This window comes from Streptomyces sp. NPDC000594 (assembly GCF_040299965.1).
GTDB lineage: Bacteria > Actinomycetota > Actinomycetes > Streptomycetales > Streptomycetaceae > Streptomyces.
In genome coordinates this window covers 657,738-684,450 of the sequence record NZ_JBEPCY010000001.1, presented here as the reverse complement: position 1 = coordinate 684,450, position 26,713 = coordinate 657,738, and the positions used below count along the sequence as shown (strand labels likewise).

Sequence of the window (26,713 nt, the reverse complement as noted above, 5' to 3'; positions counted from 1 at the left end):
CGGCGATGACACGGGAAGGCGGCTGTGCACGCCGCTCCCCGCGGAGCGATACCTCAGGCAGAGGCGGTTTTCCCGTACGCGGCGAGCGCGCGGGTGAGGACGCGGCGCCCCCGGTCGGAGGCGAGCAGCGCCTCCGACCTCAGGACGTCCTGTCGGGCGGCGCGTACCAGATCGTCGGGCGAAGCGAATCTCACCGTGTCGCGCAGCCGTGCCACGAACCACAGTCCGACGCGTTCGCCGTACAAGTTGTCCGAGGTGTCATGGCAGTACACCTCGACATGGACATCCTCGGTGTCACAGAAGGTGGGGTTGGACCCGATACTGATGGTTCCGCGGTGGACGACGCCGGTGGCGAGACGGACGACCCAGCCGCTGTAGATCGCCGGGGGCGGGATCCGCGAGCCGGGGTCGGCCGCGACATTCGCGGTGGGGAATCCGAGCCCACGGCCCCGGCCGGCACCGCGCACCACCGCACCCATGAGGTGCGCGGGCACCGCCGGGGTGTCATCCATGGGGGGTCAGCTCGCGGAACTGACTGGTGTGGAAGACCAGCGGCTCCACACCGGAGAACAACTCGGCCGTCAGCAACTCCATGAGCACGATCTCGTGATCGCCGCCGTCGTAGGTCGCGCTCACCCGGGCCGTCAGCCAGAGCGCGGCGTCCTCGATCAGGACGGCGCCCTCGGGTGTCGTCTTCCACGCGACACCGTCGAAGCGATTGCCCTCCCGGGAGGCCAGGCGCCGGCAGAGCGCCCCCTGGCCGCTGCTGAGCACGCTCAGCCCCAGAACGGGTGCCCCCGCCAGGCGTGGCCAGGTGGTCGAGGTGCGGGCCACACTGACCGCCGCCATGGGCGGTTGGAGCGAGATGGAGACGAACGAGCTGGCCGCGAACCCGACCGGCTCGTTCCCGCGCAGCGCGCCCATCGCGACCACACCGGTCGGATAGGCCCCGAACGCCCGTCGGAGCGTCGCCGCGTCCAGCTCCGCCGGCGCGGACGCCCGGAGCGGGTGGTGGGCGGAGGTGGCCATGGTCTTCGACATCCTCTCGTCGCGCTTTCTGTTCTCAGTGCCGGAAGCGTGCCGCGGGGTGGCTGGCCGGCAGCGCCCGGTCCGGTGCTCCGGTGAGCCGCTCGCGCAGGCTCTCGCCCTCCGTGTACGCCCCCCGGAAGACTCCGCGGGCCCGCAGGATCGGCAGGACCGACTCGACGAAGTCCGCCGTCCCGCAGGGCTGGACCGCCGGCGACAGCAGGAAGCCATCGAGGTCGGCGCCTTCGGCCAGCGCGCAGATCTCGTCGGCGATCTCCTCGGCCGTACCGACGACGGGCCGCGCCCCGACACCGTGGGTGTGCCAGTCGGCGAGGACGTCGCCGACCGTCCGGTCGGCGAAGCGGGCCACCTGGGTCTGCGACAGCTCGGTGGAGAGAGCGGCCATGGGCGTCTCGGGAGCGTAGGAGGAGAGGTCGAGCCCGGTGAACATGGCATAGCTGGCGACGGTCACCTCGGGCCGCTGGGCGTCGAGGATCCGCTGGTAGCGCCGCTCCGCGTCGGATGTCGTCGCCCCGATGACACAGGAGAACGCCGACATCACCTTCACCTCGTCGGCCCGGCGCCCCGCCTTGACCGCCTCCGCCCGGATGGCGGCGGTGTGCCCGGCGAGCTGCTCCACCGAGCCGCTCCCGACGAACATGCACTCGCCGTGCCGGCCGCCGACCCGGCGACCGGCGGGCGATGCCCCCGCCTGGAAGAGCACGGGCGTGCCCTGCGGGGAGCGCGCGGTGTTGCCGTACCCCTGCGAGCGGAAGAACGGGCCCTCGTGGGTGATGAGATGCACCTTGGCGGGGTCGGCGAACCTTCCGTCCTTCGCCTTCTCCAGCGCGTCCGGCTCCCAGGCCCCTTCCCAGTACTTGTAGACCAGATCGAGGAAGTCCTCGGCCATCCGGTAGCGGTCGTCATGGGCCACCATCTCCATGCCGAACGCCTTGACCGCGGTGTCGGCCGTGCCGGTGGTCACGATGTTCCAGCCGATGCGGCCCCCGGAGAGCTGGTCGAGCGTGGCCATGCGGCGTGCGAACGCGTACGGCGGTTCCACGAGGACGGAGCCCGTCATGACCAGACCCAGGTCGGTCGTCATGGACAGCAGGGTGGACGCGACGACTATCGGGTCGAGCCTCGGGAGGTCGAGGCTCTCCTCGGTGGCGATGGCCGGGCGCTCGCCGTCGATCTCGGACCAGCCCCAGGCGTCGGCGAGGAAGAGGAAGTCCAGCTTGGCGTCCTCGCACAGGGCGGCGAGATCGCGCCAGTACTCCAGGGAGTCGAAGAGATGCCGCCGGCTGTCGGGGTGCCGCCAGGTGGCCGTGCCACTCGCATTGGCCTGCGCGTTCTCGAACACGCCGATCTTGAGATTCCTCATGGGTGGTTCTCCGTAGTGCTGGTGGGTGATCCGCGGGGTGTCAGAGAGCGGAGGTGACCGCGGATACGTCGAGCTGCGCCGCGTACGGCATGGAGGTCTGGGCGCCGAGGCCGGTGGCGGCGTGCGACGCCGCCCGGACGGCGCGTTCGACGGCGGCCGGAAGGCCGGTGCCCCGTCCGAGGGCGTCCGCCAGGGCACCGCAGAAGGTGTCGCCGGCGCCCACGGTGTCGATGGCGTCCACCGCCGGCGCGGGGACATGGAGGGTGGTCGTGGAGTGGGCCTCCTTCAGGATCGCGCCGTCCGCCCCGAGGGTCACCACGAGGGCCCGGCACGGGAGCGCGGCGCGTTCCAGCAGGTCTCGTGCCTCATCGACGGTGGCGGGCCGGTGGGTGCCGAGCAGTGCGGCGAATTCACCGAGGTTGGGGACGAGGACATCGACGGCGGCGAGTACCCGGGTGTCGACCGGGCGGGCGGGGGCGGGGTTGAGGACCACGGTCCCGCCCTGTTCCCGGGCGCGCAGGACCGCCGCGTCGACGACCTCGGGTGCGATCTCGTTCTGGACGAGGACGATCTCTCCTTCCGACCGGACGAGCCGGGACGGCAGGTCCTGGACACCGAGGCCGGCGTTGGCCCCCGGGTTCACGACGATGGTGTTCTCGCCGTCGCCGTCGACGACGACCGCGGCGATTCCGGTCGTGGCCCGCTCGTCCGACCGTACGGCGCCGATGTCCACGCCCTCGGCAACGAGCGCGTCGAGGATGCCGGCCGCGTCGGCTCCGACCCGGGCGACGAGACGCACCCGCGATCCGAGCCGGGCCGCCGCGACGGCCTGGTTGGCACCCTTACCGCCGACGCCCTCCACGAAGTGCCGCGCCAGCACGGTCTCGCCCGGGTGCGGCAGGTCCTCGACGGTCAGGACGAAGTCGCGGTTCACCGAACCGACGACGGTGATGAGCGACATGTGAACTCCTTGGGAGATCGATTTCCGACATGCTGTACCAGCGACCCCGCGCCGTCAAGTAGCCTCGTCGTGCCCGTTCGCCCCGCCGCCGTGGCGCACCAGGGAGTTTCTTTCGGATGAGGCTGGGTCAGGGAGTGGGGGCACCTCCCACGCCCTTCGGGCGTAGGGGGAGGGTCTGGTGACGTGCATCGCAAGGCGGAGGATTGAGCCACTGCGGTGGGGGTACTCCCCCTCGTTGCACTGGGGGCACCCCCACCCGGGCCCGCCAGGGCCCAGGGGGCCATTGGTGATTGACGACAACGCGGCGTGGGGGCACCTCCCGGGCCGCCAGGCCCAGGGGGAGTGCGGTGCCAGGGCACGCGAGCCCAGCAAGATCCGAAAGAGACGACCTAACCCACCGACCGAGAAGGACACCACCTACGTGACAGCGCCCCGACTCATCGACGTGGCCGAGGCCGCCGGCGTCTCCCGCGCGACGGCCTCACGTGTGCTCGCCGGGACGCAGCGCAACGTCGACCCCGAACTGGCGCGCCGTGTCGAGGACGCCGCCCATCGGCTCGGCTACCAGCCGAACCACTCGGCACGGGCGCTGCGCACCGGCGCGACCGGCACCATCGGCGTCGTCCTCCCCACGCTCGCCAACCCCTACTTCGTCCAACTCGCCGAAGCCATCGCCCAGCGGGTGCGTGCCGCCGGCGGCACGCTCGTGGTCTCCGACGCCGCCAACGACACCGCGATCGAGGCCGAGCAGATCGACACCCTGCTCAGTGGGCGGGTGGACGGCCTGTTCGTGGTGCCCGTATCGGCCGACGCGTCCGGTCCCGCCATCCGCGATGCCGCCCGGCGCCGTCCTGTCGTCCTCTTCGACCGATGGGCCAGGGATTCCGGCACCGTCGCGGTCACCCTCGACAACGCGTCCGCGGTCCGGCTTCTCCTCGATCACCTGAAGGGGATGGGGAGGCACCGGATCGCGCTCGTCGCCGATCAGGCGTCGTCCTCGGGAGCCGAACGGCTGGCCGCCTTCACCGAGGCGCAGGGGCCCGACGCCACCACCATCCTGCTGCCCAGCTTCACCACCGACGCAGGACGGACGGCGGGGCGTCGCATCATCGAACAGGGCGACCGGGTCGACGCGGTCGTCTGCGGAGCGGATGTCCTCGCGGTGGGGCTGGTGAGCACATTGCACCGCTCGTCGGTGGCCGTGCCCCGGCAGATCGCCGTCACCGGGTTCGACGACACCGAGATGCTCAAGCTCCTGGACCCGCCCATCACTTCCATCCGGCATCCGCTGTCCGCGATGGCGGAGCGCGGGCTGACGCTGCTTCAGGCGCCCGTCAAGGAGCGGGCGGAGCGGGTCGAGCGGTTCCCGCCCCGGCTTGTCGTCCGCGCCTCGACCGAGGAGTCCTGACGGCCGGTCACGGCGACGCCCCGGTTCCCGCGTCCGTTCTCCGCGCCCGACCCTCCCGGCGCGGAGACGCCACCGGTCCGGATGGGGCTCAACCCGCGTTCCAGCGGTGCTGGTTCGGGCCGGAGACTGTCGTGGCACCCAGGGCGACCACGGCAACCGGGTGCGGCTCAGGTATCTCGACCGTGCGCCTACGGATGTCGACCAGGAGGTCGCCGCCCTGCGGACGACCCGGGAACGGCACCGCGGCACACCGGCCGAGCCGGTCGCCTGAGCCGACCGCCTGAGCAGGCCGCCCCGTATCATTCGTTGCGGAACGAACAAACGGAGGGCGCCATGAGCCTGACCACCCGCACCACCGGGCAGGCCGCCGCGGCCGAAGGGCGCTCCGGCTCTCCCTCCCGCGCCCTGAGCAGCACCGAACGCGCCGTCTGGCTCGGCTTCCTCTCCACCCACCTCAAGCTGCTGCGCACCCTCGACACCGAGCTGGTCGCCGAGGCCGGGCTCTCGATGTCCTCGTTCGAGGTGCTGCTCACCCTGGCCGAGGCGCCCGGGGGCCGGCTCCGGATGAAGGACATCGCCGCCGCCCTCCTGATCAGCCGCAGCGGTCTCACCCGGATCGTGGACGATCTGGAGCGCAAGGACCTGGTGAGCAGGGAACGCTGCCCCAGCGACGCCCGCGGCTTCGACGCCGTCCTCACCGGGGCGGGACGCAGGACCTACCGCCGCGCCCGCACGGTGCACCTCACCCAGCTGCGGGCCGAGTTCCTCGACCGGCTCACCGACGAGCAGCTCGACTCCCTCGCCGACATCTGGAGCACGCTCGGCTTCGACGAGCGCGCCACCACCTGCTGACCCCTGACGGTCACCTGGAGTGACCGCCACCATCTGAGCGGACCCCTTCGCGCACGGCGTGGAATACCACCCCCAGCTCTTCATGTTGTTCGTTGTGCAATCAAGTACATGACGTCGAAAGAGCAAGTGCCATGGCCTTTGAACTGGGCATCTACCATTTCGGTGAACTGACACCCGACCCCTCCACCGGCCGCCCTCCGGCTCCCGGGGTCCGGCTGCGGGAACTGGTGGAGCAGGCGAAGGCCGCCGACGAGGCGGGGCTCGATGTCTTCGCCGTGGGTGAGCACCACCGTACGGACTTCGCCGTCTCCGCCCCCGCGGTCGTCCTCGCGGCCATGGCGGAGCACACCCGGGACATCCGGCTCTCCAGCGCCGTGACCGTCCTCAGCTCGGACGACCCGGTCCGGGTGTTCCAGCAGTTCGCCACCCTCGATCTGCTCTCCGGCGGCCGGGCGGAGATCATCGCGGGCCGGGGCTCCTACATCGAGTCCTTCCCGCTCTTCGGCCATGACCTCGACGACTACCACCGGCTCTTCGCCGAGAAGCTGGAGCTGCTGCTGAAGCTGCGCGCGGAGAACCCGATCACCTGGGAGGGCTCCCTGCGGCCCCCGCTCCGGGCCGGTGACATCACGCCCCGCCCCGACCGGGAGATCCCGGTGTGGGTCGCGGTCGGCGGCACCCCCGCCTCGGTCGTCCGCGCCGGACGCCTCGGATTGCCGCTCTCGCTCGCGATCATCGGCGGGAACTACCATCAGTTCGCCCCCTTCGTGGAGCTGTACCGCCGGACCGCCGCCGAGCACGGCCATGACCCCGCCACGCTGAAGGTCTCCGTCAACTCCCCCGGCTTTGTCGCCGCGACCCACCGTGAGGCCATCGAGGTCTCCCACCCGTACTTCCAGGCCGGGTGGATGGCCAACCACCATCAGCGCGGCCAGGGCGTCCCCATGCCGAAGCGGGCGTACGAGGCGCAGTCCTCCCCCGCCGGCGCGTTCTTCCTCGGCAGCACCCAGGAGGTCATCGACAAGATCCTCACCCAGCACGAGGTCTTCGGACACGACCGGATGATGATCCAGCTCGGCTTCGGCGATGTGCCGCAGAAGGAGATGATGAAGGCGATCGAGCTGCTCGGCACCGAGGTGGCGCCGGTCGTCCGCCGGGAGATCGCGGCCCGTGGCGGGAGCCGGACGGAGGCGACGTCATGACCGCCCCGCTGAAGGTCGTCGCCGTCGTCGGCAGCCCGAGCACCCCCTCGAAGACGACCGCCCTCGCCGAGCTGATCCTCGGCACCCTCGCCGAGCGGGCCGACATCAGCGGGCGGCTGATCGAACTGCACTCCCTGGGAGCACAGCTGCCCACCACCCCCGACCGTGAGTCGGCCGGCGGCGCCGTCGAGGAGGCGCTGCGGGCGGTGGAGGAGGCGGACCTGGTCATCGCGGCGACGCCGGTCTTCCGGGGGTCCTACCCCGGGCTGTTCAAGCACTTCTTCGACCTCGTCGGCCAGTACGCGCTGGCCGCCAAGCCGGTCCTGCTCGCCGCCACCGGTGGTACCGAGCGCCATGCCCTGGTCATCGAGCACGCGCTGCGCCCGCTCTTCGGCTTCCTCCAGGCATGGACCGCACCGGCCGGGATCTATCTCAGCTCCGGTGACTTCGACGGCACCACCATCCTCAACCCGGAGGTGTACGAGCGGATCGAGATGGCGACCGCCGACGTCGTCCCCGTGGCCCGCGCACTGGCCGAGGTCCGCGACCGGGCCAGTGCCTCCGGGGCCACAGGCGCGGTCACGGTCGCGGTCACGGTCGTGTGAGGGGCAGGGGCAGGGGCGGGACGAGGAACCTCCTGACCCTCGCATTTCATGAACACCGCATTGCCGAGCGGCCGAACCGGGGACGGACGGGCTGATACTGGCCCCACGATTCCGGGGCGGGGGCAGGGGTGGACTGGTGGCTGGGGCTGGGCGGGCTGACCGCCGGTCTGCTGATAGCGGTGGTGACCGCACCGGTCGGTGTGTCGGGTGCGGTGTTCCTGCTCCCGGTCCAGCTGAGCGTGTTCGCCGTGCCCAACCCGGCGGTCACCCCGACGAATCTCCTCTTCAATGTCGTCGCCGGACCCGGTGCCCTGTGGCGGCACCGGCGGACCGGTGCGCTGCGCGGCCCCCTCACCCGGCGCCTGGTCCTGGGCACTCTCCCCGGGGTCGTCATCGGCGCCGTCATCCGGGTCTTCGCCCTCCCCGGCCCCGCCGTCTTCCGTCTTCTCATCGCCGGGCTGCTGCTCCCGCTGGGCCTGTGGCTGTGCGCCCGTACGCTGCGGCCGGTACGGGAGCGGGCCGCCGCCGAGCCGTCCGCGCGGACGGTCACCGGCCTCGCCGTCGCCGTAGGGGTGGTCGGCGGGATCTACGGCATCGGCGGCGGCTCCCTCCTCGGCCCGGTCCTCGTCGGCCGGGGCATGCCGGTCTCCCGTGTCGCACCGGCGGCCCTCGCCGCGACCTTCGCCACCTCGATCGTCGGCGCCGCCACCTTCGCGCTGCTCTCCCTGGCCGGGGGCGGGGACATCGCACCGGACTGGTTCCTGGGCCTGGCCTGCGGCCTCGGCGGACTGATCGGCGGCTACCTCGGCGCCCGCCTCCAGCCCCGCCTTCCCGAAACCGCGCTCAGGCTCCTGCTCGGGGGCCTCGCGACCGCGATCGGTGCGATGTACGCCGTACAGACCCTGCGCTGATGAGGAACAGCGGCCCACCCGGCCCGGCCGTCGGCGTCCGGCCCAGCCGTCCGTGTGCGGCAGCGACGTCAGTGCCCGGCGCCGACCGGTGACGGCCGTCGAGCGCCGCGGGAGGTGAGCAGCTCGGCGACCGGATCGATGCTGCCCGAGGCGCTCAACTCCTGCACCAGCTCGCCGTTCGCGGTGATCCTGTCGGCGACCCATGCGCGCAGCCATGCCGACAGTCGCGGAAGCGGCAGATCGGACGGAGCCAGCCCGGCGAGCACACAGCCGGTCGCCGCCGCGCCGCCGACATTGACGACCACATCCGGCAGTACGGTGTGGCCGGACTCGCGCAGCAGCCGGCGGGCCGGGCCGGTACAGCTCAGGTTGCCGCCCTCGACCACCAGTCCGGCACGGACCCCGGGCACCGCCTCCTCGTCGACCGCGGCCGGGGATGCCGCCAGTACCAGCACATCGGCGTCGACGGCCAGCCAGGCCCGGCCGGGCCCATGGACCCGCACCGCCGTGGGCAGCCGTGTCCGGTCGATCGTTCCGTCGCCGCCGGTGTGTGCGATGAGTTCGGCGACGGGCAGTCCGCGCGGGTCCTCGACGGTGCCGCGCACATCGGCCACCGCCACCACCCGGTGGCCCCGGGCGGCCAGATGATGGGCGACCGCTCTCCCGACGGTGCCGAAGCCCTGGACGACGACGCGCTGCGGGGCCCGGGTGCCGGCGGCGCGCAGGGCGCCGAGCACTGCGACGGCCACCCCGTATCCGGTGATGTCGGCCATGTGGTCCCACAGTTCGCCCCAGCCGACGGTGAGGCGGGTCGCACCGGGCCGGCGGGTGACGTCGTATCCGGCGGCCTCGAAGACCATATGGCGGTCGGCGTAGGTGGTGCCCTGGTCGCAGCCCAGATACACCCCGCCGTGCAGCAACGGCGCCGTGGCACGGCCGAACGCCCGCAGCACCGTGTGCCGCTCGGCGGTGGCCCCCGGACCGGGTGCGATACCGGCCTTGGCGCCGCCGATGGGGAGTCCGACCAGGGCCAGTTTGTGGGTCATGGCCCTGGCGAGGGCGGTCAGCTCCCGCTCGGTCACCGTCGGGGTCATCCTGGTGCCCCCCATGGCCAGCCCGTCGACCAGGGAGTCGACGACCACCCAGCCCCGTGCCCCGGACCCCGGCAGGTCCACCGTGGTGGAGAGCGTCGGCCGGGCCACCCCGACGGCGCCGGGCCGGGCGGGTGCCCGGTTCACCGGACACCTGTTTCCGAGGCGGTCCGGAGACTCAGGGGACGCATATCGGTCCACACCTCTTCGATATGTGCGAGGCACTCGTCCTTCGCACCCCGGATGCCGACCTCGTACCAGCCGGCCGGTGACTCGCGGTCGGCGGACCAGATCGAGTACTGCTCCTCGTCGTTGACGACGACCTTCCACTCTTCCCTTGCTTCGCCGGTCATATCGTTCCCTCCAGATGTCCGTGGTCGTGTGGTCCGCCGGGGCGGCGGACGGATGGCGCCGTTTCCCGGCAGCGGTCGAAAACGTCCAGCCACTCCGGCAGGCTGTCGGCGCGCAGCAGTCCTGTCCCGATGAGCAGGCCGGAGAAGCCCTCCCGGAGCAGCCGGGCGGCGTCGTCCGGGCGGTGGATCCCGCCGGCGCTCACCGCGCACCGGGTGCCGGTGCCCACCACGGCGGGCAGGAGTGACACGCTTCGCCCGGTGTCGCCCGCGCCGTGCTCGCGGGTGGCGATGTCCTTGTTGTTCACCGCGATCAGGCACTCCCCGGCGCGGGGCACCCGGCCGATCTCCGCCTCGGAGGCCACCTCGACAAAGGGGGTCAGACCGAGCCGCAGGCTGTGGTCGACCAGGGTGTCCAGGGTGGAGCGGGGCAGCACCGAGGCGGTGAGCAGGACGGCGGAGACGCCGGCCCGGTGGGCCTCCTCCAGCTGGCTCCGGCGGATGATGAAGTCCTTCAGCAGTACGGGGAGGTGGGTCCGCGCCATGACTTCGCGCAGCAGTTCCCGGGTGCCGCCGAACCAGCGCCCGGTCACCACGGAGAGGCACGGTGCGCCGGCGTCCTGGTACTCGGTGACGATACGGGCGACGGATCGGTCGCCGAACAGGCTCCGGCCCTCGGCGTCCTGCCGCTTCAGCTCCATGATCACCGGTCGGCGGGCGCCCAGCAGCGCCTCGGTGAACCGGCCCGTCACCGGGTCGCCCCGCTGCCGTCCCCGGTGCCGTGCGGCGTCCGCCAGCTCCGGCTCACGGCCCTGACCCGGCCGGCCCGCAGCCGGCCGCCGGGGTCCCTGGCCGCCGTGTCCACATCGATCCCCCGGAAGAGGGGATGGTCCCCCACGGCCCGGCGGTCCCCCCGGTCGCGGTCCGAGACTCCCCCGGCGAGCAGGAACGGCCGCGACAGACGGTCCGCTATGGCCAGGACCGCTCCGGGGTCCGGTGGCTGCCCGGTGCTGCCGATCCGGCCGTCCCGGGCGACCGTGTCCAGCAGGAAGAGGTCCGTCCCCGCCCGTTCGTACGCGGCGATCAGGGGCCGCTCCACGCATCCGCCCGCGTCGAGGTGGACCACCTTGACCACGGTGAACTCCCCGGCGCTCTTCAGCGCGCGGACCATGCCGGGCGGCTGGTAGCCGTGCAGCTGGACCCAGCGCACCCCCGCCCCGGCCAGCACCGTGCGCAGCGCCCCGGCGTCCTGGAGGAAGGTGACGAGCACCGGCCGGAGGCCCGGCACCCGATGGGCGGCCGCGGCCAAGGGCGCCAGGTCGTGGGTCGGCAGGTCCGCATGGCCCCCTGGCACACCGTGCCAGAGGCCGACCAGGTCGGCTCCGGCCCTGCCCAGCGGCTCCATGTCCCCGGGCGTGGTGACTCCGCAGATCTTCACCAGCATCGGAGGCACCAATTTCGGAGGTCCCGGCATCGGCGGCACCGGCGGCATGAGCGATCCCGGCATCGGAGCTCCCGGCATCGGAGGTCCCGCATCGGGGATCACAGTCCCAGCATCGACGCGACGCGGTTGCGCTGGATCTCCGAGGTGCCCGAGTAGATCGGGCCGGCCACCGCGTCACGCAGATCTTTCTCCAGGCCGTACTCGGTCAGATATCCGCTGCCGCCGAAGATCTGCACGGCCGCCAGCGCGGAGGCGAGGTTGCTCTCCCCGGCGAGGAGCTTGGCGATGGCGATGTCCGTGGTGACGTTCTCGCCCGCGGTCAGCCGCTCCGCCGTGTCGTAGAGCCATTTCCGAGTGGTGTCCAGGCCGATCCTCATGTCCACGATCTTGTTGGAGATCGACTGGTACGAGCCGATCGGACTGCCGAACTGATGGCGCGCCTTGGCGTATGCGACACACCGGTCGAGGCGGTTCCGCATCTGCCCGGCCGTGATGATGAAAGAGCAGAGAATCTCCCATTTCATCACCTGTTCCATGATGAGGAAGCCGGAGCCGATCCGGCCGATCACCGCGGATACGGGAATTCTGCATGCGTCGAAGTGCAGTTCACCGAGGGGCGAGGTACGCAGCCCCATGGTGGCGATGGGCGATCCGACGGAGAGCCCTGGGGTGTCCCGGTCGACGGCGAAGGCGGTGATGCCGAGCGGCCCGCCGTCCGGATGGGTCCGGGCGTAGACCACGAAGACATCGGCCACCGGTCCATTGGTGACAAAGGACTTGCTGCCCCGCAGCACGAACGTATCGTGCTCGCGGGTCGCCGTGGTGCGCATGGCCAGGGCGTCGGAACCGCTCCCGGTCTCGGTGATCGCGTGTGCGCCGATCGTCTGACCCGAACAGATCCCCGGCAGGTACCGCTCCTTGAGCGCCTCCGAACCGAACTTTTGCAGGGGAATTCCGGAGCTGACCATATGGGTGGCGACCGAGAAGTTCAGTCCGCCGTCACGGCATCCCGCGCCCAGTTCTTCGAGTACATACATGGTGGTGAGCAGGGACTGTCCGAGCCCGCCCCACCGCTCCTCGAACGGCAGACCCAGAATGCCCGACTCCTGGACGATCTTCCACTGGTCCCGGGGGAATACCCGTTCGGCGTCCCGCTCGATATGGCCCCTGCTGAGCTTCTCGGACCAGCGGCCGATACCCCGGCGCAAGGCTTGCTGGTCGGCATTCCACGTGATCAATGTCAGTCCTGTCAGTACTGGCTGAACTCGGCCGAGTCCAGGCTGTGGCATTCCCCACCGCTCAGTGCGGGTGAGAACACACACACCAGGCGGAGGTCCTCCCGCTCCCCCGCTATCAGGAAATGGGCGTCGTGCTGATCGAGGGCGTAGAAGGTACCGGGCTCGATCGGGTGCGCTGTGCCGTCGGCATCCACCACCTCGCCCGTTCCCTGGATGCAGTAACAGGCCTCCAGATGGCGCCGGTACTCCAGCCGTGACGTCGTTCCGGCCCGTACCGTGGTGTCCGTCATCGAATAGCCCATGCCATCGGATGCGAGCAGAAACCTGCGGCTGAGCCCATTGCCCCAGTCGACGGTGGTCACCTCGTCAAGACGTCGGACAATCATGCGGTGGATCTCCTGCCCGGTTCGGTGGATACGGCACAAGGGTGCGGACGAATTCATGGAACGCGTCGGTCACATCGGTGTGTTCGGCGAGGGCCCGCTCGATCCGGGCCACTCCGGCGCTGCCCACGACCGCGGCATCGGCGCCGAGGTCGTACAGCAGATCGATCTCGGCCCGTGACCGCACACCGAATCCGACGGCGATCGGTGCGGTGGTCGCCCTCCGCAACTCGGCCACGGCGGCGGCCAGCTCGGGGCGGCCGGTGGTGAGCGCTCCGCCGCTGCGGCCGTAGTGGGCCACCAGATACAGATAGGCGGAGGCGTGCTCGGCGGCCTCGGCCTTCACCTCGGCCGCCGAGGTGGCGTAGCAGGTCGTCACCATGGGCAGCCCGGCCGTCCGTACCGCCTCGCGACAGCCCGCCCGCAGGCGCGGCGGCAGGCCGTGCACCAGCAGTCCATCGGCACCGGAGTCGGCGACCCGGCGGACGAAGCCGGGCACCGTCAGGGGTCTCACCGTGTGGCTCCAGTCGGCCAGCAGCGCGATGCGCAGATGGCGCAGGTGCGGCCGGATTCCGGCGAGGAAGTCGAGCACCTCCGTGAGCCCGGTCCCCTGGGCCAGGGCCCGTCGCGCCGATCGGCGGTTGACGGGTCCATCGGTGACGGAGTCGGGAAAGGGCACCGCCAGCTCCAGGCAGTCCACCCGGCAGTCGTCGAGCATCCGCAGCAGGTCGGCGAGGACGGGCAGGGGCGGGTCTCCGGCGTGGAGGAACATCGCCAGTCCGGGCCGGTTCGGCGCCCGCCGTGCGAAGAACCCGCTCATCGCGGGCTCACCGTGTCGATCGGGCGGTGGGCCGGCTGCGCACGGAGGCGGTGGACGAGGTCGAGTGCGGCGCCTCCGCGCAGCGCCTCCCCGGCCGCCGCGACGGCCCCGGTCCAGGTCCACTGACCGCCGTGACCGCTCGCGACCGCCAGCGCGGCGGCGTTCAGACAGACGGTTCCGGTGGCGAGGCCCGTACCCCTTCCGGAGAGTACGCCGAGGAAGTGCTCGACCACCTCTGCCTTCGCGTCGGCCGGCCGCAGCTCGGTGATCGCGCCGGAGGCGGGCACCAGGGCGCCGGCGCGCAGCCGGATCTCACCGGTGCCGCCGCCGCCCGTGCCTGCGGGGTCATAGGTGTGGTCATAGGTGTGGATGACATTGTCGACCGAGCCGACCAGCTCATCCACCCCCAGCTCATTGGCGCACAGCCAGATCCTTCTGTCGGTGACCTGGGCGGCCAGGCCTCGCAGGCTCCGCAGCAGCGAAGGGTCCGAGACGCCCACGAGCTGGCAGGAGACCGGCATCGCGGCCAGGAACGGCCCGATTCCGTTGAGGAATCCGCCGAGCGTCCGCAGCTCCATCGGGAGGATGCTCCGGGCCAGCGAGGTCAGCTCGCGCGGGTACACGAAGTGCCCGGGGAAGGCGATGCCGAAGCGCTCCAGTACGGCTTCGGTCTGCCCGTACGAGGTGGTCAGGCCGATCCCGAGGTGTTCGAGCAGATCGAAGGAGCCGCAGGTGCCCGTATGGGCGCGCGAACCCGTCTTGACCACGCGGACACCCATCGCGGCGGCGACGAAGGCCGACGCGGTGGAGATGTTGAAGGTCCTGGGCCCGCCGCCGGTGCCGACGATATTGACGGTCCCCGCCGGCTGTGCCACGGTCGCCGGCCGGCGCTCGTCCAGCGAACGCAGCAACCCGCCCAGGGTATCGGGATCGGGCCCACGGGTGGCGAGCGAGGCCAGCAGCGCCACCGTCTCGCCGGGCTGGAGGCCGCCGCTGTGCAGCTCGTCCCAGAAGGAGCGCCACATCCGCCGGTCGACGGGGCGGTTCCGGGTCAGCAGGGCCCTGGTCACATCGTGCATGGGCCGATCACACCGTGCGGGATGCGTCGGACCCGGGCCGGTGCCCCTGGGAGCGCTCGATGAACGCGCTGATCGCCTGGACGGAGCGGAAGGTGTCCGGGGCGAGGTCGATCTCGTCGGCGGGCAGCTCGAACCGGTCCTCCAGCCAGGCCACCGTCTTGAGCAGGCCGAGGCTGTCGATGACCCCGCCCTTCACCAGGTCGTAGTCGGGGTCGAGGTCGGCTTCGCCGATGTCCGGCAGGAATTCCTCGATGATGAACCGCGTCACGGCCGGGGTGTGTCGCATATCAGCGTTCCTCTGTCTCACGGTGGCGGGCGCCGGCGCTCCGGACGAACGCGCGGTCGATCTTTCCGGTGGAGGTTCTCGGCAAGGGGTCGTCCACGATGCCGATGACCGAGGGGATCGCGGCGGGGGGAAGCCGCTGGGCACAGTGCCGGCGCAGGTCGAGGCTGTTCAACCGGCCGGCCGGGTCCCGTCGGACCACACAGTGGAGCAGCCGGCCGGCCAGCGGATCGGGCACCGCCACCACCGCCGCCTCGGTGACCTCCCGGTGCTCCAGCAGCACCTGTTCGACCTCCTGGGTGTTGACCCGTACACCACGCACCTTGACCTGGTGGTCGGTCCGGCCCACCAGGGTGATCCGGCCGTCCCCGGCGCGGCGCACCAGGTCGCCGCTGCGGAAGTAGCGGCGTTCCCGCGCTCCGTCGGGATGGGTCGCGAACCGGTCCGCGTCCTGTTCCGGGTCGAGATAGCCATCGGTCTGAAAGGGCGTCGCGACCTGTAGCTCACCGGTTCCCGGCCCGGTCAGCGGCTCGCCGTCGGCGCCGACGATCACGGCATGGACCCCGGGCAGCGGACGGCCGATCGGGAGGGGGCCGCTCGTCGGCTCGGTGCCGTCGACCTCGTACAGGAAGCTGTCATTGGTCTCGGTGCAGCCGTAGAGGTTGTACAGCTGGGCGTTGCGGAACAGCCGGGGCAGTTCGGCGAGGCAGGGGGCGGGGAGGCTGTCGCCGGTGAAGATGGCGTGCTCGACCGTGTCGAGCCGCTGGTCGCCCTCGGCCGCCGCGTCGATCAGCAGCCGGAAGAACATCGGCACCGCCTGGACGAGTTGGACCCCGTGGCGGGCGATGAGATCGAGCAGATGGCCGGCCCGGGTGGCCCGGTCCGGGTCCACCAGGACGACACGGCCGCCGTGTTTGAGCGTCGTCCAGATGTCCAGCAGGCACAGATCGAAGGTGAGCGGGGCGTAGTTGAGGACGGTCGTTCCCCGGCGGATGGCGAACCGCGCGCCGGCCCAGTCGGTGAAGCGGTCCACGGCGCCGGTACTCAGTGGCACGATCTTGGGCCGTCCGGTGGAGCCGGAGGTGGTGAACATGAAGGAGATGTCCGCCGGCCCGACCTGGCGCGGCCGCCCCGGCCGGACCGGTGGCCAGGGCCCTTCGGGGGGTACGGGAGGGCTCTCCGGTGACAGCACCTCCCGGCAGCCCGCCCGGCGGAACAGCCCCTGCGGCGGCCCCTGGGGCGGCCCCTGTGCCGAGGGCGGCGACGCCAGCAGGAAACGCCGTCCCTCCATCAGACAGGCGAGCACCTGGGCGATGGCCGAGGGCGACTTGACGGCCAGGATGCCGATCGGGTCGTCCGGGCCGGGTGCGAGCCGGGTGATCCGGGCGCGCTCCCGGTGCGCGAGCCGGTGCAGCTCGCCGTAGGTCGTCTCTTCACCGTTCCGGACCAGCGCCGGATCATCCGGACAGGCGGTGGCGTGAGAGACAAATGATTGCACCAAATTCCGCTGCGGAATCATGGTCTCCCCGAGTTCTTGCAACAGGCTCTCCCGGATATCTCACTGTCCATGAAGGCCTGACACGAAAGCGATGTCCCAGCAGTTCTCGGCAAAAGATAAAGCACCTGGGGCTGTGCGTGGGCACAGCGAAGCCGAGATCCGCACGATAGCGCCGACGCTTGGCCGATTCATCTCCCGGTACTCCCACCGGGCGGGCCTGACCAGCACTAACACCAGCAGACTAACCCGTTGACACGACGATTCCAGCGGCCCGGCCGTCAGAGCGCCGCAAAGATTTCTTGACGCCCCGCCGCTCTGCTCGATCTTGTCGGGCGCGCCGGACCCGATCTAGCATCCGCCGTACTGCTCGCGAAACCAGCGAATCAGCGGGGTTTCCCTACGACGGAAATTCCCCATCGCTGTGAAAGGTGAACTGCTCATGCCTGGCCCTGATCGGCGCATGGAAGCTCCGGCACTCCTGTCCTTCGCCCAGCAACGGCTGTGGTTCCTCGACCGGCTGCGGCCGGGGCGGCCGGATCAGAATGTCCCGGCCGCGGTCCGGCTGCGGGGCCGGCTGGACGAAGCGGCGCTGGTGTCGGCGCTGACGGAGGTCGTACGCCGGCATGAGGTGCTGCGCAGCAGGATCGTCGTGGTCGAGGACAGCCCGTACCAGGTCACGGAGCCGGTCGGGACCTTTGTGCCGACCGTCACCGATCTGACGGGGCTGCCGCCCGCCCAGGCCCTGGAGCGGGGTCGGGAGCTGGTGGCCGCCGATATGGCCACCCCGTTCGACCTCGGGGTCGCGCCGATGCTGCGGGCCCGGCTGATCCGTCTCACCGCCGATGACCATCTGTTGCTGCTGGTGATCCATCACATCGCCGCCGACGGCTGGTCCCTGTCGGTGCTGTGGCAGGAGTTCTCCGCCGTCTATCGGGCCGCCGTGACCGGGCGGGCGGCCACCTTGGCGGAGCTGCCCGTCCAGTACGCGGATTTCGCCGCCTGGCAGCACGGCTCGGGGACCGGAGCGGCACCGCGGGATCAGCTCGCCTACTGGCGGGAGCAGCTCTCCGGACCGAGCCGCCCGGCGTTCCCCGCGGACCGGCCCCGGCCCGCCCTGTGGTCGGGCCGGGGCGACGAGATCGGCATCGAGATCCCTCCGGGGACGGCCGATCGGATACGGGCGCTGGGACACGCCCAGGGGATGACGCCGTTCATGACACTGCTGGCCGCGTTCCAGGTCCTGATCGCGCGCTCCTCGGGAGAGCCCGAGGTGTCGGTGGGGACACCGATCTCCGGGCGGACGCGGATCGAGGTGGAGCCGCTGATCGGCTTCTTCGTCAATACGCTGGTCCTGCGGACCGATCTGTCGGGCGATCCCACCTTCACGGAGGTGCTCGGGCGGGTGCGCCAGGTCGCCGTGGACGCCTACGCCCATCAGGACGTTCCCTTCGAACGGCTGGTGGAGGAGGTGCGGCCGGCGCGTGATCCGGGACAGCACCCGCTGTTCACGGTCATGTTCCAGCTGGACGAGCCGCCCGCGCTCCCGGCCGGTCTGCCGGGGGTCGGGGCGAGTGCCCTTCCCGTGCCGTACCCGCTGGTGAAGTTTGACATCGAGGTCTCGTTGACGGACCGGGGCGATCACTTCACCGGTGTGCTGCGCTATGCCACCGATCTGTTCTCGCACGGCACGGCGCATCGGCTCGTCCAGGACTTCCGGTCGCTGCTCGACCATCTCGCCGGCTCTCCCGGGCGGCCGATATCGGAGTGGGAGCCACCCCTCGGCCCACGGGTGGGCCGGGCCGGGCCCGGTCCGTCCACCGGGACCGGTACCCCGTCCACCGAGACCGGCGCGCCCTCCGCCGAGGCCGCCACACCGTCCACCGGGACCGGGACCTCGTACACCGGGACCTCGTACACCGGGACAGCGTGCACCGGGGCCGGCAGGCCCTCCACCGAGACCGAACTCCTCGTCACCGAGGTCTGGACCGAGGTCCTCGGCGCCGCGCCGGCCGGTGTGCACAGCGACTTCTTCGCGTCGGGCGGGCACTCCCTGCCGGCGTCGAGACTCATGTCCCGGCTCGGCCGGGCGCTCGGCCTCGAACTCCCCGTCGCCCTGCTCTTCCACCACCCCACCGTCGCGGAGCTGGCCGACCGTATCGACGCGGCGCTGCTGGGGGAACTCACCGGCGCCCCCTCCGCAGCGGTCCCGGCCGCCGCCGGGGAGGGACGGCGGTCATGACGGAGCGGCAGAGTCACCCCCGGCCCACCGAACCGGCCGACGGCAGCACCGTACCGGCGACCGCACCGACCGGCACCGTACCGGCCACCGCACGGCCCGACACCGTACCGGCCACCGCACGGGCCCTGCTCGACCGGCGGATCCGCGCGGCCCGGGAGAACACCGCCAAAGACACCACGGGGTCCGTGGTGCCACCCCGCCCCGAGGGGGCCCGGGCGGTCTCCTTCACCCAGGAACGCATGTGGCTGGCCGATCGCCTGCTCGACACCCCCGCGACCTACAACGTCCACGAGGTCTTCCGGCTGCGGGGCCCGCTGGACACGGCCGCCCTCGGCGACAGTCTCACCGAGCTGATCCGCCGGCACGAAGTGCTCCGCACCGTGTTCCCCGAGCGGGACGGGCGGCCCGACCCCGTCGTCGCGCCCGCGCGGCCCCTCGTACCGACCACGACCGATCTCCGGGACCGGCCCGCCGAGCACAGAACCGAACGCGCTCTCGAAATCGTCCACGCCGAGATCCGGCGCCCGTTCGACCTCACGGCCGCCCCGCTGCTGCGCGCCTCGCTGGTACGGGTCGACACCGACGACTGCTTCCTGGTGGTGGTCGTCCATCACATCGCGGTCGACGGCTGGTCGATGCCGCTGCTGTGGCACGATCTGTCGGCGCTGTACCGGAGCCGACTGGCGGGCCGGGAGCACGGGCTGCCTCCTCTGGCGATCCAGTACGCGGACTTCGCCCACTGGCAGCGGACCCGGCTCACGGACGAACGGCTCCGGGAGCAGCTGGACCACTGGAGCACCCGGCTCTCCGGGGTCTCCCCCGTGGACCTGCCCACCGACCGGCCACACGGACCGGTCCACTCCGGCCGGGGCGGGCGGATCACCTTCGTGGTGCCCGGGGAGCTGACCGAGCGCTTGCGCCGGGTGGGCCGGCGGCACGGCGCGACGCTGTTCATGACGCTGCTCGCCGCGTTCCAGGCGCTGCTCGCCCGCTACAGCGGACAGACCGATATCGCGGTCGGCACCCCGGTCGCGGGCCGCGGCCGGCCGGAGCTGGATCCGCTGGTGGGCTCGTTCATCAACACCCTGGTCATCCGGACCGATCTCGCCGGCGACCCCAGCTTCTCCGAGCTGCTCGGCCGGGTCCGGGAAACCTCGGTGGACGCCTACGCCCACCAGGACGTCCCGTTCGAGCGCGTGGTCCAGGAGCTGCGGCCGGAGCGTGGCCTCGACCGCAACCCGCTCTTCCAGGTGATGTTCGCGACGCTGTCCGGCTCCCCCGGCGAACCACGGCTCCCGGGGGTGGCGGCCGAGCGGATCGAGGTCGACAACGGCACCGCCAAGGTCGATCTCAGTCTGGTGCTGGCCGAGGACCCGAACGGCCCGACCGGGCTGACCGGGCTGACCGGGCTGACCGGGCTGACCGGCACCGTGGCCTTCGACACCGACCTGTTCGACCGGGCCACCGCGGAACGTCTGGCCGGTCACTATCTGCGGCTGCTGGACGGCGCGTCGCACGACCCCGAACGCCCCGTCACCCGCCTGGAGCTGCTCACCGACGGCGAGCGCGAACGGCTGCCGGACGGGACCGGCGCCCCCGACGAGCCCGTTCCCTCGGATCTCTGCGTCCATGAGCTGGTCGAGCGACAGGCCCGGCTGACCCCTGACGCGGTGGCGGTCCGGTGCGGTGGCCACAGGCTCACCTATCGGGAGCTGGACCGTGGCGCCAACCGGCTGGCCCGGTATCTGCGGGAGCGGGGGGCGGGCCCCGAGCGGCTGGTCGGCGTCTGTCTGCCGCGCTCGGCCGACCTGGTCGTGGCGCTGCTGGCGGTACTCAAGTCCGGTGCCGCCTATCTGCCGCTCGACCCCGATCTGCCGCCCCGGCGGCTGGCGTTCATGCTCGCCGACGCCGGGGTGCCGCTGCTGCTCACCGAGCGGTCGACGGCCGGGCGGCTCACCGAGCGGACGACGGCCGGGTGCTTCCCGGCGAGCGGCGCCACGACCATATGGATGGACACCGAGGCCGATCTCATCGCGGAGCGGTCCGACGAGCCGCTCCCGGCCCACGCGGTGCCGGCCAACCTCGCCTACTCGATCTACACCTCCGGTTCCACCGGCCGCCCCAAGGCCGTACTGGTCCCGCACGCGGGCGTGGTCAACTATCTCGCGGTCCGCGGCCGGCAGCTGGATCTCGGCCCCGCCGATGTGGTCGCCTCGGTGGCCTCGATCTCCTTCGATGTCCTCGTGCCCCAGGTCTTCATGCCCCTGGCCCGGGGGGCGAGTGTGGTGATCGCCCCGCCGGAGGTCGCGGTCGACGGGCCACGGCTCGCCGGGATGATGCGCGAGTTCGGCGTCACCACGCTGATGGCCACTCCGGCCACCTGGCTCCTGCTGCTGGACAGCGGCTGGCGGGGCGGCCGGTTCCAGGCCATCTGTGTGGGCGAACCGCTCCGGCCCCGGCTGGCGCGGCGGCTGCTCGGCGTGGTCTCCACCCTGTGGAACGGATACGGTCCCACCGAGGCGTCCGTCGGTTGTGTCACCCACCGGGTGGACGCGGAACGGGATCTCGTCCGGCCGGGGGGATCGGTGCCCATCGGCCGGCCGCTCGGCAATCTCCATGTCCACCTGCTGGACCGGGCCGGGTCCCCGGTGCCGGTCGGCGTGCCGGGCGAGATCCATATCGGTGGAGCCGGTGTCACCCGGGGCTACGCCAACCGGCCGGGGCTGACCGCGGAGCGGTTCGTACCCGACCCCTGTCGCAGTGGCCGGCGGCTGTACCGGACCGGTGACCTGGCGCGGTATCTGCCCGACGGCAGCCTGGTCTTCCTCGGCCGGACCGATGAGCAGGTGAAGGTCCGGGGGTACCGCGTCGAACTCGGCGAGATCGAGGCCGCGCTCTGTTCACGGCCCGGTGTCGACCGGGCGGTGGTGACGGTACGGGGCGACGGGACCGATACCGAGCTGGCCGGATATGTGGTGTGGCGGGACCGGCCCGGTGATCCGGCGGCCCTGCGGCACTCCCTGCGCGAGACCCTGCCGGAGTTCATGGTGCCCGCGACGCTCACCGCACTCGACCGGATCCCGTTGACCCCGAACGGGAAGGTGGACCGGGCCGCCCTGCCCGCTCCCGTCCGCCGCGCCCCTGACGCGGGCGTCCTGCCGCCACGGGACGCGCTGGAGCTGCGGATGACCGCGATCTGGGAGCGGGTGCTGAACACCCCCAGGATCGGCGTACGGGACAACTTCTTCGAGCTGGGCGGGCATTCGCTCAGGGCGGTCGAGCTGGTGGAGGCGATCCGGCGGGAGCTGGGCATCACGGCACCGCTCAGCACGGTGTTCCGGCACCCCACCGTCGAGGGCCTGTGCGCGGAACTGCCCGCCGCGTCGGCCGCGCCCCGGCTCCTGGTCCCGCTGGCGGAGGGCGACCGGCGCAAGGCCCCCCTGGTCCTGGTGCATCCGCAGAGCGGTGATGTGTGCTGCTACCTCCCGCTGGCCGGGCACCTCCCGGCGGACCGTCCCGTCCACGCCCTGGAGGCCGTCGGCCACACCACCGGCGAGCAGCCCCTGGCCACCGTGGAGCAGCAGGCGGAGCGCTATGTGCGGGAGCTGCGGGCGGTGCTGCCGGAGGGCCCCTGGCTGCTGGCGGGCTGGTCCTTCGGCGGGCTGGTCGCCTTCGAGATGGCCCGTCTGCTGGAGGAGGAGGGGCGGCCACCGGCGTTCCTGGGGATCATCGACGTCGGCGCGCCCGGCTCGATGGGCGTGCCCGACTCGATGGACCCGGTCGGCTCGATGGACCCGGTCGGCTCGATGGGCGTACGTGGGGGTCATGACCCCGGCGAGGCCGCCCGTTTCGCGACGGCTTCCGGGGTGCCGACTGAAGATCTCGACGGCCTCGACGAGCGGGACATCATCGCGCTGCTGCTCAGGAACGCGCAGGCCGAGGAGCGGCTGCCCGCACGGATGCGGACCGAGCAGCTGCGGCGCATGGTGCGGGTCTTCGCCGCCAACGGCCGTGCGGTCCCGCGCTATCGCTCCACGGCACGGCTCCGTACACCGATCCATCTGTTCCTGAGCACCGGGACCCATCCCACCCTGACCGGCCCCGTGGTGGTTCCGGCGCTGTGGCAGGAGCGCACCGAGCGGGCACTGAGCGTGGTCGAGGTGGCCGGCAACCATCACGACATGCTGTCACCGCCCCATGTCGGCTCCTTCGCGGACGCGCTGGCGGCGGCCTGGGGGAAGCTCTGATGACCGATGGACCGGAGATACCGCTGTCGTCGGCGCAGTCGGGCATCTGGTTCGCCCACCAACTGCGCCCCGGCAGCCCCGTCTACAACGTCGGTGAGTATCTGGACATCCCGGGGGCCGTCGATGTGGAGCTGTTCGAGCGGGCGCTGCGGCGGATGGTGGACGAGACGGACGCGCTGCGGGTGCGTCTCACCGCCGGTCCCCAGGGCCCCCGGCAGATCGTCGTCCCGTCGCTCGACTGGTCGATGCGGTACGTCGATCTCACCTCGGCATCCGATCCGTCGCGGGCCGCCCGGGAACGGATGCGCGCCGATCTGTCCACACCGGTCGAACTCACCCGTGACCCCCTCTTCCAGCAGGCCCTGTTCAAGATCGCGCCGGACCGCTTCCTCTGGTACCAGCGGGTCCATCACATCGTGGCCGACGGTTTCAGCATGTCGCTCATCGCACGCCGGGTGGCCAGGATCTATACGGGTCTGGTCGACAGTACGGGTCCGCTCGAAGGTACGGGCGGGGGCGGACCGGCCTCCGGGCGGCTGGAGCCGTTGGGTTCGCCGGGTTCGCCGGGTTCGCTGAGTTCGCTTTCGGCGCGGGACGCGGAGTACCAGGGGTCGGAACAGCGGGCGGGGGACCGGGCGTTCTGGCTGGCGCGGATGGCCGGCCGGCCGGACCCCATCAGCCCCGCCGGCCGGTCCGCGGTGGCCTCGGACGGCTTTCTGCGGCGTACGGGCGACCTGTCCGCACCCACCATGGCGGCGCTGCGGCGTTCCGCACGGGACGCCGGAACGAGCTGGCCCACGGTCGTGATCGCGGTGATCGCCGCCTACCTCCACCGTCTCTGCGGCGAGCGGGACGTGGTGCTCAGCCTGCCGGTGACCGGGCGTCTGGAGTCCGCCGGGCGAACCGTCCCCGGCATGGTGGCGAACGTGGTCCCGCTGCGGCTCCGGGTCCACCCGGAGCTGGACCTGTCCGCACTCGTCCGGCAGACGGCCGAGGAGATCGGCGCCCTGCGGCAGCACCAGCGCTACCGGGGCGAGGATCTCCGCAGGGAGCTGGGCGCGGCGGCCCCGTCGGACCGGGTCCGGTTCGGCCCCGTCGCCAACATCATGGCGTTCCCCTACCGCCTGGAGTTCGCGGGGCTGCGCGCCACCGCGCACAATCTCTCCAACGGACCGGTCGAGGATCTCTCGTTCTCCGTCTACGACCGGTCCGACGGCACCGCGCCCCGGATCGACCTCGACGCCAATCCGGCGCTCTACTCCGACGCCGGACTCACCGCCCACCAGGAGCGGTTCCTCCGCTTCCTGGACGCTCTCGTCACCGCCGACACGGCCCGGCCGATCGGCCGGGTGGACATCCTCACCCCCGGGGAACGGCACCGCACGGTGGTGGCGGTCAACCGCACCACCCGTCCGCTGCCGCCGACGACCGTGCCGCAGACCTTCGCGGCCCGGGTCGCCCGTACCCCCGACGCGCCCGCCGTGGTCTCCGGTGGCACCACCCTGTCCTACGCGGAGCTGAACGCCCGTGCCAACCGGCTGGCCCACCGGCTGATCGCGATGGGAGTCCGCGCCGGGAGCACGGTGGCCGTGCTGATGGAGCGTTCGCCCGAGGTCGTGGTGGCGGTACTGGCGGTCGCCAAGGCGGGCGGCGCCTATGTACCGCTGGACACCCGATCGCCGCTGCCCCGCCTGCGCCGGGTCATGGACGGGACCGGGGCGGCGGTGCTGCTCACCCATCGCGCCACCCGGGACCAGGGCCTCGCCCTGGGCACACCGGCTGTCGTCGTCGACACGGACCCCGGCCTCGCCGCCGAGCCGACCGCCGACCCCGTCGTGCCGCCGCGTCCGGAGGACCTGGTCTGTGTCCTGTACACCTCGGGGTCCACGGGCACCCCGAAGGGGGTGGCCCTGAGCCATCGCAATGTCCTCAGCATGACCTCGGAGGAGTGCTGGCGGACCGGGGCCGCCGAGCGGGTGCTCGCCCATTCGCCGCACGCCTTCGACGCCTCGACCTTCGAGTGGTGGGTACCGCTGCTCAATGGGGGCCAGGTGGTCATGGCCCCGCCCGGCGAGCTGGATCTCGCCGCCTACCAGCGGCTCATCGCCGATCACCGGATCAGCGCGCTCTGGCTGACGGCCGGGCTGTTCCGGGTCGTCGCCGAGGAGTCCCCCGGCTCCCTGGCACCGGTCGGCCAGGTGTGGACGGGTGGGGACATCGTGCCGGCCGACGCGGTACGGCGGGTGCTGGCGCACTGTCCGGACTCCGTGGTGGTCGCCGGATACGGCCCGACCGAGAGCGCCACCTTCACCACACGCACGGTGCTGAGCCCCGGCCGGACCGTGCCCGATGTCGTGCCCATCGGCACTCCGATGGCGAACAGGCGGGTGTATGTGCTGGACACGGCGCTGTCACCGGTACCGCAGGGCGTCGCGGGGGTGCTGTACATCGCGGGTGCCGGGGTGGCGCGCGGCTATGCGAACCGCCCGGGGCTCACCGCGGACCGGTTCGTGCCCTGCCCGTTCGGCGGCCCGGGTGAACGGATGTACCGCACGGACGATGTGGTGCGCTGGAACGCCGACGGCGCGCTGGAGTTCGTCGGGCGGGCCGATGAGCAGATCAAGCTCCATGGCTTCCGTATCGAGCCGGGGGAGATCGAGGCGGTTCTCGCCGGGCATCCCGGTGTCGCCCAGGCCACCGTGGTCGCCGTCCCGGGCGCCTCGGGCGGCAAGCGTCTGATCGGCTACATCGTGCCGGCCCCGGACGCGCCTGCTGGCACGGCCTCGCCACGGGAGTACGCCGCGGCCCTGCTGCCCGACTACATGGTGCCGGCGGCGATCGTCACCCTCGACGCCCTTCCGCTGACCCCCAACGGGAAGATCGACCGAGCCGCGCTGCCCACCCCGGACATCGCGTCGACGCCTTCCGGGCAGGGGCAGGGGCCGGGTACCCCGGTGGAGCAGGCCCTGTGCGCCCTGTTCGCGGAGGTGCTCCAACGCGCCCCCGTGGACCGCCATGACGGCTTCTTCGCCCTGGGCGGGACCTCGTTGCTCGCCACCCGGCTGATCAACCGGGTACGGGTGAGGTTCGGCAGGGAAGTCACCCTGGGCGCGCTCTTCCGGGCGCCCACACCCGCACGCCTGGCCGAAGCGCTCGACAGCGCCCCGGAGACCGCGCCGGCACCGGCTCTCTCCCGGCGGCCCACAGCACCGACAACACCGGCAACACCGACGGCTCCCACGGCTCCCACGGCTCCGACAGCGATCACAGAGAGTACCTCGTCATGATCCACACCTTCTCGGCCGCCGGCTCCGGCGCTGCCCCCACGGCCGCCACGGCGCTGGGGGTGGACCGGGTCCGGCGCTACTACCGGCTCGTCGACGCCGGGGACGTCCCCGCCCTCGTCGCCCTGTTCACCCCGGACGCGCGGTACCACCGGCCCGGCTACCGCCCGATGGTCGGCCATGCCGAACTGGAGCGCTTCTACCTCGACCGCCGGGTGATCCGTACCGGCACGCACACCCTGTCCACCGTGGTGGCGGCCGATGACGAGATCGCGGTGCACGGTCTGTTCCGTGGCGAACTCCACGACGGCGCCCGGGTCGAGCTGCGCTTCGCGGACTTCTTCCGGCTGACTCCCCAGGGGCACATCGCGTCGCGGGACACCTTCTTCCATGTCCCGGCGGTCTGAG

The 26,713-nt window shown here is 71.8% G+C and carries 24 protein-coding genes; 10 read left to right on the top strand and 14 right to left on the bottom strand.

Annotated elements, in window-relative coordinates; genetic code table 11:
* Positions 1-53: 53 nt before the first annotated feature.
* The 4 genes from ABT354_RS02510 to ABT354_RS02495 are packed head-to-tail and all read right to left on the bottom strand — an operon-like array spanning position 54 to position 3,371.
* On the bottom strand, positions 54-512 hold the full coding sequence (locus tag ABT354_RS02510) for a riboflavin kinase (RefSeq protein WP_351487897.1): 459 nt from the start codon (positions 510-512) through the stop codon (positions 54-56).
* Positions 505-1,029 (bottom strand): flavin reductase family protein, encoded by a 525-nt coding sequence (locus tag ABT354_RS02505; RefSeq protein WP_351487894.1) that lies wholly within the window; start codon positions 1,027-1,029, stop codon positions 505-507. Before ABT354_RS02505 ends, ABT354_RS02510 begins: the two co-directional genes overlap by 8 nt.
* A 34-nt stretch (positions 1,030-1,063) precedes the next feature.
* Positions 1,064-2,410 (bottom strand): NtaA/DmoA family FMN-dependent monooxygenase, encoded by a 1,347-nt coding sequence (locus ABT354_RS02500; protein WP_351487891.1) that lies wholly within the window; start codon positions 2,408-2,410, stop codon positions 1,064-1,066.
* A gap of 40 nt (positions 2,411-2,450) precedes the next feature.
* Positions 2,451-3,371, bottom strand: a complete 921-nt coding sequence (locus ABT354_RS02495; protein ID WP_351487888.1) for a ribokinase — start codon at positions 3,369-3,371, stop codon at positions 2,451-2,453.
* 421 nt (positions 3,372-3,792) lie between these two features.
* Between ABT354_RS02495 and ABT354_RS02490 the strand changes: the two genes are divergently transcribed.
* The 6 genes from ABT354_RS02490 (at position 3,793) to ABT354_RS02465 (ending at position 8,349) form a co-directional block, all read left to right on the top strand.
* A complete protein-coding gene (locus ABT354_RS02490; RefSeq protein ID WP_351487886.1) occupies positions 3,793-4,779 on the top strand; it encodes a LacI family DNA-binding transcriptional regulator in 987 nt (328 codons plus the stop codon).
* Between the two features lie 106 nt (positions 4,780-4,885).
* The gene (locus tag ABT354_RS02485; RefSeq protein WP_351487884.1) at positions 4,886-5,050 is read left to right on the top strand and encodes a hypothetical protein; all 165 of its coding nucleotides are present in this window, start codon (positions 4,886-4,888) and stop codon (positions 5,048-5,050) included.
* A 62-nt stretch (positions 5,051-5,112) separates the two neighbouring features.
* Complete coding sequence (locus ABT354_RS02480; RefSeq protein ID WP_351487881.1) at positions 5,113-5,631, top strand: MarR family winged helix-turn-helix transcriptional regulator; 519 nt, start codon at positions 5,113-5,115, stop codon at positions 5,629-5,631.
* A 131-nt stretch (positions 5,632-5,762) separates the two neighbouring features.
* The gene (locus ABT354_RS02475) at positions 5,763-6,833 is read left to right on the top strand and encodes an LLM class flavin-dependent oxidoreductase (RefSeq protein ID WP_351487878.1); all 1,071 of its coding nucleotides are present in this window, start codon (positions 5,763-5,765) and stop codon (positions 6,831-6,833) included.
* Positions 6,830-7,438, top strand: a complete 609-nt coding sequence (locus ABT354_RS02470; RefSeq protein ID WP_351487876.1) for an NAD(P)H-dependent oxidoreductase — start codon at positions 6,830-6,832, stop codon at positions 7,436-7,438. The genes ABT354_RS02475 and ABT354_RS02470 overlap by 4 nt, the downstream gene beginning before the upstream one ends.
* Positions 7,439-7,566: 128 nt before the next feature.
* Positions 7,567-8,349, top strand: coding sequence for a sulfite exporter TauE/SafE family protein (locus ABT354_RS02465; protein ID WP_351487874.1), 783 nt, complete (start codon positions 7,567-7,569; stop codon positions 8,347-8,349).
* 68 nt (positions 8,350-8,417) lie between these two features.
* Here ABT354_RS02465 and ABT354_RS02460 read toward each other — a convergent pair whose 3' ends face one another.
* The 10 genes from ABT354_RS02460 to ABT354_RS02415 form a co-directional block, all read right to left on the bottom strand.
* The gene (locus ABT354_RS02460) at positions 8,418-9,587 is read right to left on the bottom strand and encodes a Glu/Leu/Phe/Val dehydrogenase dimerization domain-containing protein (RefSeq protein WP_351487872.1); all 1,170 of its coding nucleotides are present in this window, start codon (positions 9,585-9,587) and stop codon (positions 8,418-8,420) included.
* Complete coding sequence (locus ABT354_RS02455) at positions 9,584-9,793, bottom strand: MbtH family protein (RefSeq protein ID WP_351487869.1); 210 nt, start codon at positions 9,791-9,793, stop codon at positions 9,584-9,586. Before ABT354_RS02455 ends, ABT354_RS02460 begins: the two co-directional genes overlap by 4 nt.
* Positions 9,790-10,542, bottom strand: coding sequence for a beta/alpha barrel domain-containing protein (locus ABT354_RS02450; protein WP_351487866.1), 753 nt, complete (start codon positions 10,540-10,542; stop codon positions 9,790-9,792). Before ABT354_RS02450 ends, ABT354_RS02455 begins: the two co-directional genes overlap by 4 nt.
* Positions 10,539-11,234 carry a phosphoribosylanthranilate isomerase gene (locus tag ABT354_RS02445; protein ID WP_351487863.1) on the bottom strand — a complete coding sequence of 232 codons (696 nt, stop codon included), beginning with the start codon at positions 11,232-11,234 and terminating at the stop codon, positions 10,539-10,541. The genes ABT354_RS02450 and ABT354_RS02445 overlap by 4 nt, the downstream gene beginning before the upstream one ends.
* A gap of 98 nt (positions 11,235-11,332) precedes the next feature.
* Positions 11,333-12,472: an acyl-CoA dehydrogenase family protein gene (locus tag ABT354_RS02440; protein ID WP_351487861.1), complete on the bottom strand. Its 1,140-nt coding sequence runs from the start codon at positions 12,470-12,472 to the stop codon at positions 11,333-11,335.
* Between the two features lie 11 nt (positions 12,473-12,483).
* On the bottom strand, positions 12,484-12,858 hold the full coding sequence (locus ABT354_RS02435) for an ectoine synthase (protein ID WP_351487858.1): 375 nt from the start codon (positions 12,856-12,858) through the stop codon (positions 12,484-12,486).
* The gene (trpA, locus tag ABT354_RS02430) at positions 12,839-13,675 is read right to left on the bottom strand and encodes a tryptophan synthase subunit alpha (RefSeq protein WP_351487855.1); all 837 of its coding nucleotides are present in this window, start codon (positions 13,673-13,675) and stop codon (positions 12,839-12,841) included. Before trpA ends, ABT354_RS02435 begins: the two co-directional genes overlap by 20 nt.
* On the bottom strand, positions 13,672-14,754 hold the full coding sequence (locus ABT354_RS02425; RefSeq protein ID WP_351487853.1) for an anthranilate phosphoribosyltransferase: 1,083 nt from the start codon (positions 14,752-14,754) through the stop codon (positions 13,672-13,674). The genes trpA and ABT354_RS02425 overlap by 4 nt, the downstream gene beginning before the upstream one ends.
* A gap of 7 nt (positions 14,755-14,761) precedes the next feature.
* On the bottom strand, positions 14,762-15,040 hold the full coding sequence (locus ABT354_RS02420) for an acyl carrier protein (protein ID WP_351487851.1): 279 nt from the start codon (positions 15,038-15,040) through the stop codon (positions 14,762-14,764).
* A gap of 1 nt (position 15,041) precedes the next feature.
* Positions 15,042-16,535 (bottom strand): AMP-binding protein, encoded by a 1,494-nt coding sequence (locus tag ABT354_RS02415; protein ID WP_351487849.1) that lies wholly within the window; start codon positions 16,533-16,535, stop codon positions 15,042-15,044.
* Positions 16,536-16,974: 439 nt separating this feature from the next.
* Here ABT354_RS02415 and ABT354_RS02410 point away from each other — a divergent pair, with 439 nt between their 5' ends.
* From ABT354_RS02410 to ABT354_RS02395, 4 genes are read left to right on the top strand one after another with little or no spacing between them, the layout of a single operon-like run.
* Complete coding sequence (locus tag ABT354_RS02410) at positions 16,975-18,774, top strand: condensation domain-containing protein (protein WP_351487846.1); 1,800 nt, start codon at positions 16,975-16,977, stop codon at positions 18,772-18,774.
* Positions 18,771-23,021: a non-ribosomal peptide synthetase gene (locus ABT354_RS02405; RefSeq protein WP_351487844.1), complete on the top strand. Its 4,251-nt coding sequence runs from the start codon at positions 18,771-18,773 to the stop codon at positions 23,019-23,021. The genes ABT354_RS02410 and ABT354_RS02405 overlap by 4 nt, the downstream gene beginning before the upstream one ends.
* Positions 23,021-26,308 carry a non-ribosomal peptide synthetase gene (locus ABT354_RS02400; RefSeq protein WP_351487841.1) on the top strand — a complete coding sequence of 1,096 codons (3,288 nt, stop codon included), beginning with the start codon at positions 23,021-23,023 and terminating at the stop codon, positions 26,306-26,308. Before ABT354_RS02405 ends, ABT354_RS02400 begins: the two co-directional genes overlap by 1 nt.
* On the top strand, positions 26,305-26,712 hold the full coding sequence (locus ABT354_RS02395; protein ID WP_351487839.1) for a nuclear transport factor 2 family protein: 408 nt from the start codon (positions 26,305-26,307) through the stop codon (positions 26,710-26,712). The genes ABT354_RS02400 and ABT354_RS02395 overlap by 4 nt, the downstream gene beginning before the upstream one ends.
* The last annotated feature ends 1 nt before the right edge of the window (position 26,713 follow it).

Excerpts from the sequence above, each read along its gene's own strand:
- ABT354_RS02395 (WP_351487839.1), top strand. The coding sequence starts at position 26,305 with ATGATCCACACCTTCTCGGCCGCCGGCTCCGGCGCTGCCCCCACGGCC.
- ABT354_RS02400 (WP_351487841.1), top strand. The coding sequence starts at position 23,021 with ATGACCGATGGACCGGAGATACCGCTGTCGTCGGCGCAGTCGGGCATC.
- ABT354_RS02470 (WP_351487876.1), top strand. The coding sequence starts at position 6,830 with ATGACCGCCCCGCTGAAGGTCGTCGCCGTCGTCGGCAGCCCGAGCACC.
- ABT354_RS02410 (WP_351487846.1), top strand. The coding sequence starts at position 16,975 with ATGCCTGGCCCTGATCGGCGCATGGAAGCTCCGGCACTCCTGTCCTTC.
- ABT354_RS02435 (WP_351487858.1), bottom strand. The coding sequence starts at position 12,858 with ATGATTGTCCGACGTCTTGACGAGGTGACCACCGTCGACTGGGGCAAT.
- ABT354_RS02510 (WP_351487897.1), bottom strand. The coding sequence starts at position 512 with ATGGATGACACCCCGGCGGTGCCCGCGCACCTCATGGGTGCGGTGGTG.
- ABT354_RS02405 (WP_351487844.1), top strand. The coding sequence starts at position 18,771 with ATGACGGAGCGGCAGAGTCACCCCCGGCCCACCGAACCGGCCGACGGC.
- ABT354_RS02505 (WP_351487894.1), bottom strand. The coding sequence starts at position 1,029 with ATGGCCACCTCCGCCCACCACCCGCTCCGGGCGTCCGCGCCGGCGGAG.
- ABT354_RS02480 (WP_351487881.1), top strand. The coding sequence starts at position 5,113 with ATGAGCCTGACCACCCGCACCACCGGGCAGGCCGCCGCGGCCGAAGGG.
- ABT354_RS02455 (WP_351487869.1), bottom strand. The coding sequence starts at position 9,793 with ATGACCGGCGAAGCAAGGGAAGAGTGGAAGGTCGTCGTCAACGACGAG.
- ABT354_RS02500 (WP_351487891.1), bottom strand. The coding sequence starts at position 2,410 with ATGAGGAATCTCAAGATCGGCGTGTTCGAGAACGCGCAGGCCAATGCG.
- ABT354_RS02445 (WP_351487863.1), bottom strand. The coding sequence starts at position 11,234 with ATGCTGGTGAAGATCTGCGGAGTCACCACGCCCGGGGACATGGAGCCG.
- trpA (WP_351487855.1), bottom strand. The coding sequence starts at position 13,675 with ATGAGCGGGTTCTTCGCACGGCGGGCGCCGAACCGGCCCGGACTGGCG.
- ABT354_RS02495 (WP_351487888.1), bottom strand. The coding sequence starts at position 3,371 with ATGTCGCTCATCACCGTCGTCGGTTCGGTGAACCGCGACTTCGTCCTG.
- ABT354_RS02475 (WP_351487878.1), top strand. The coding sequence starts at position 5,763 with ATGGCCTTTGAACTGGGCATCTACCATTTCGGTGAACTGACACCCGAC.
- ABT354_RS02420 (WP_351487851.1), bottom strand. The coding sequence starts at position 15,040 with ATGCGACACACCCCGGCCGTGACGCGGTTCATCATCGAGGAATTCCTG.
- ABT354_RS02425 (WP_351487853.1), bottom strand. The coding sequence starts at position 14,754 with ATGCACGATGTGACCAGGGCCCTGCTGACCCGGAACCGCCCCGTCGAC.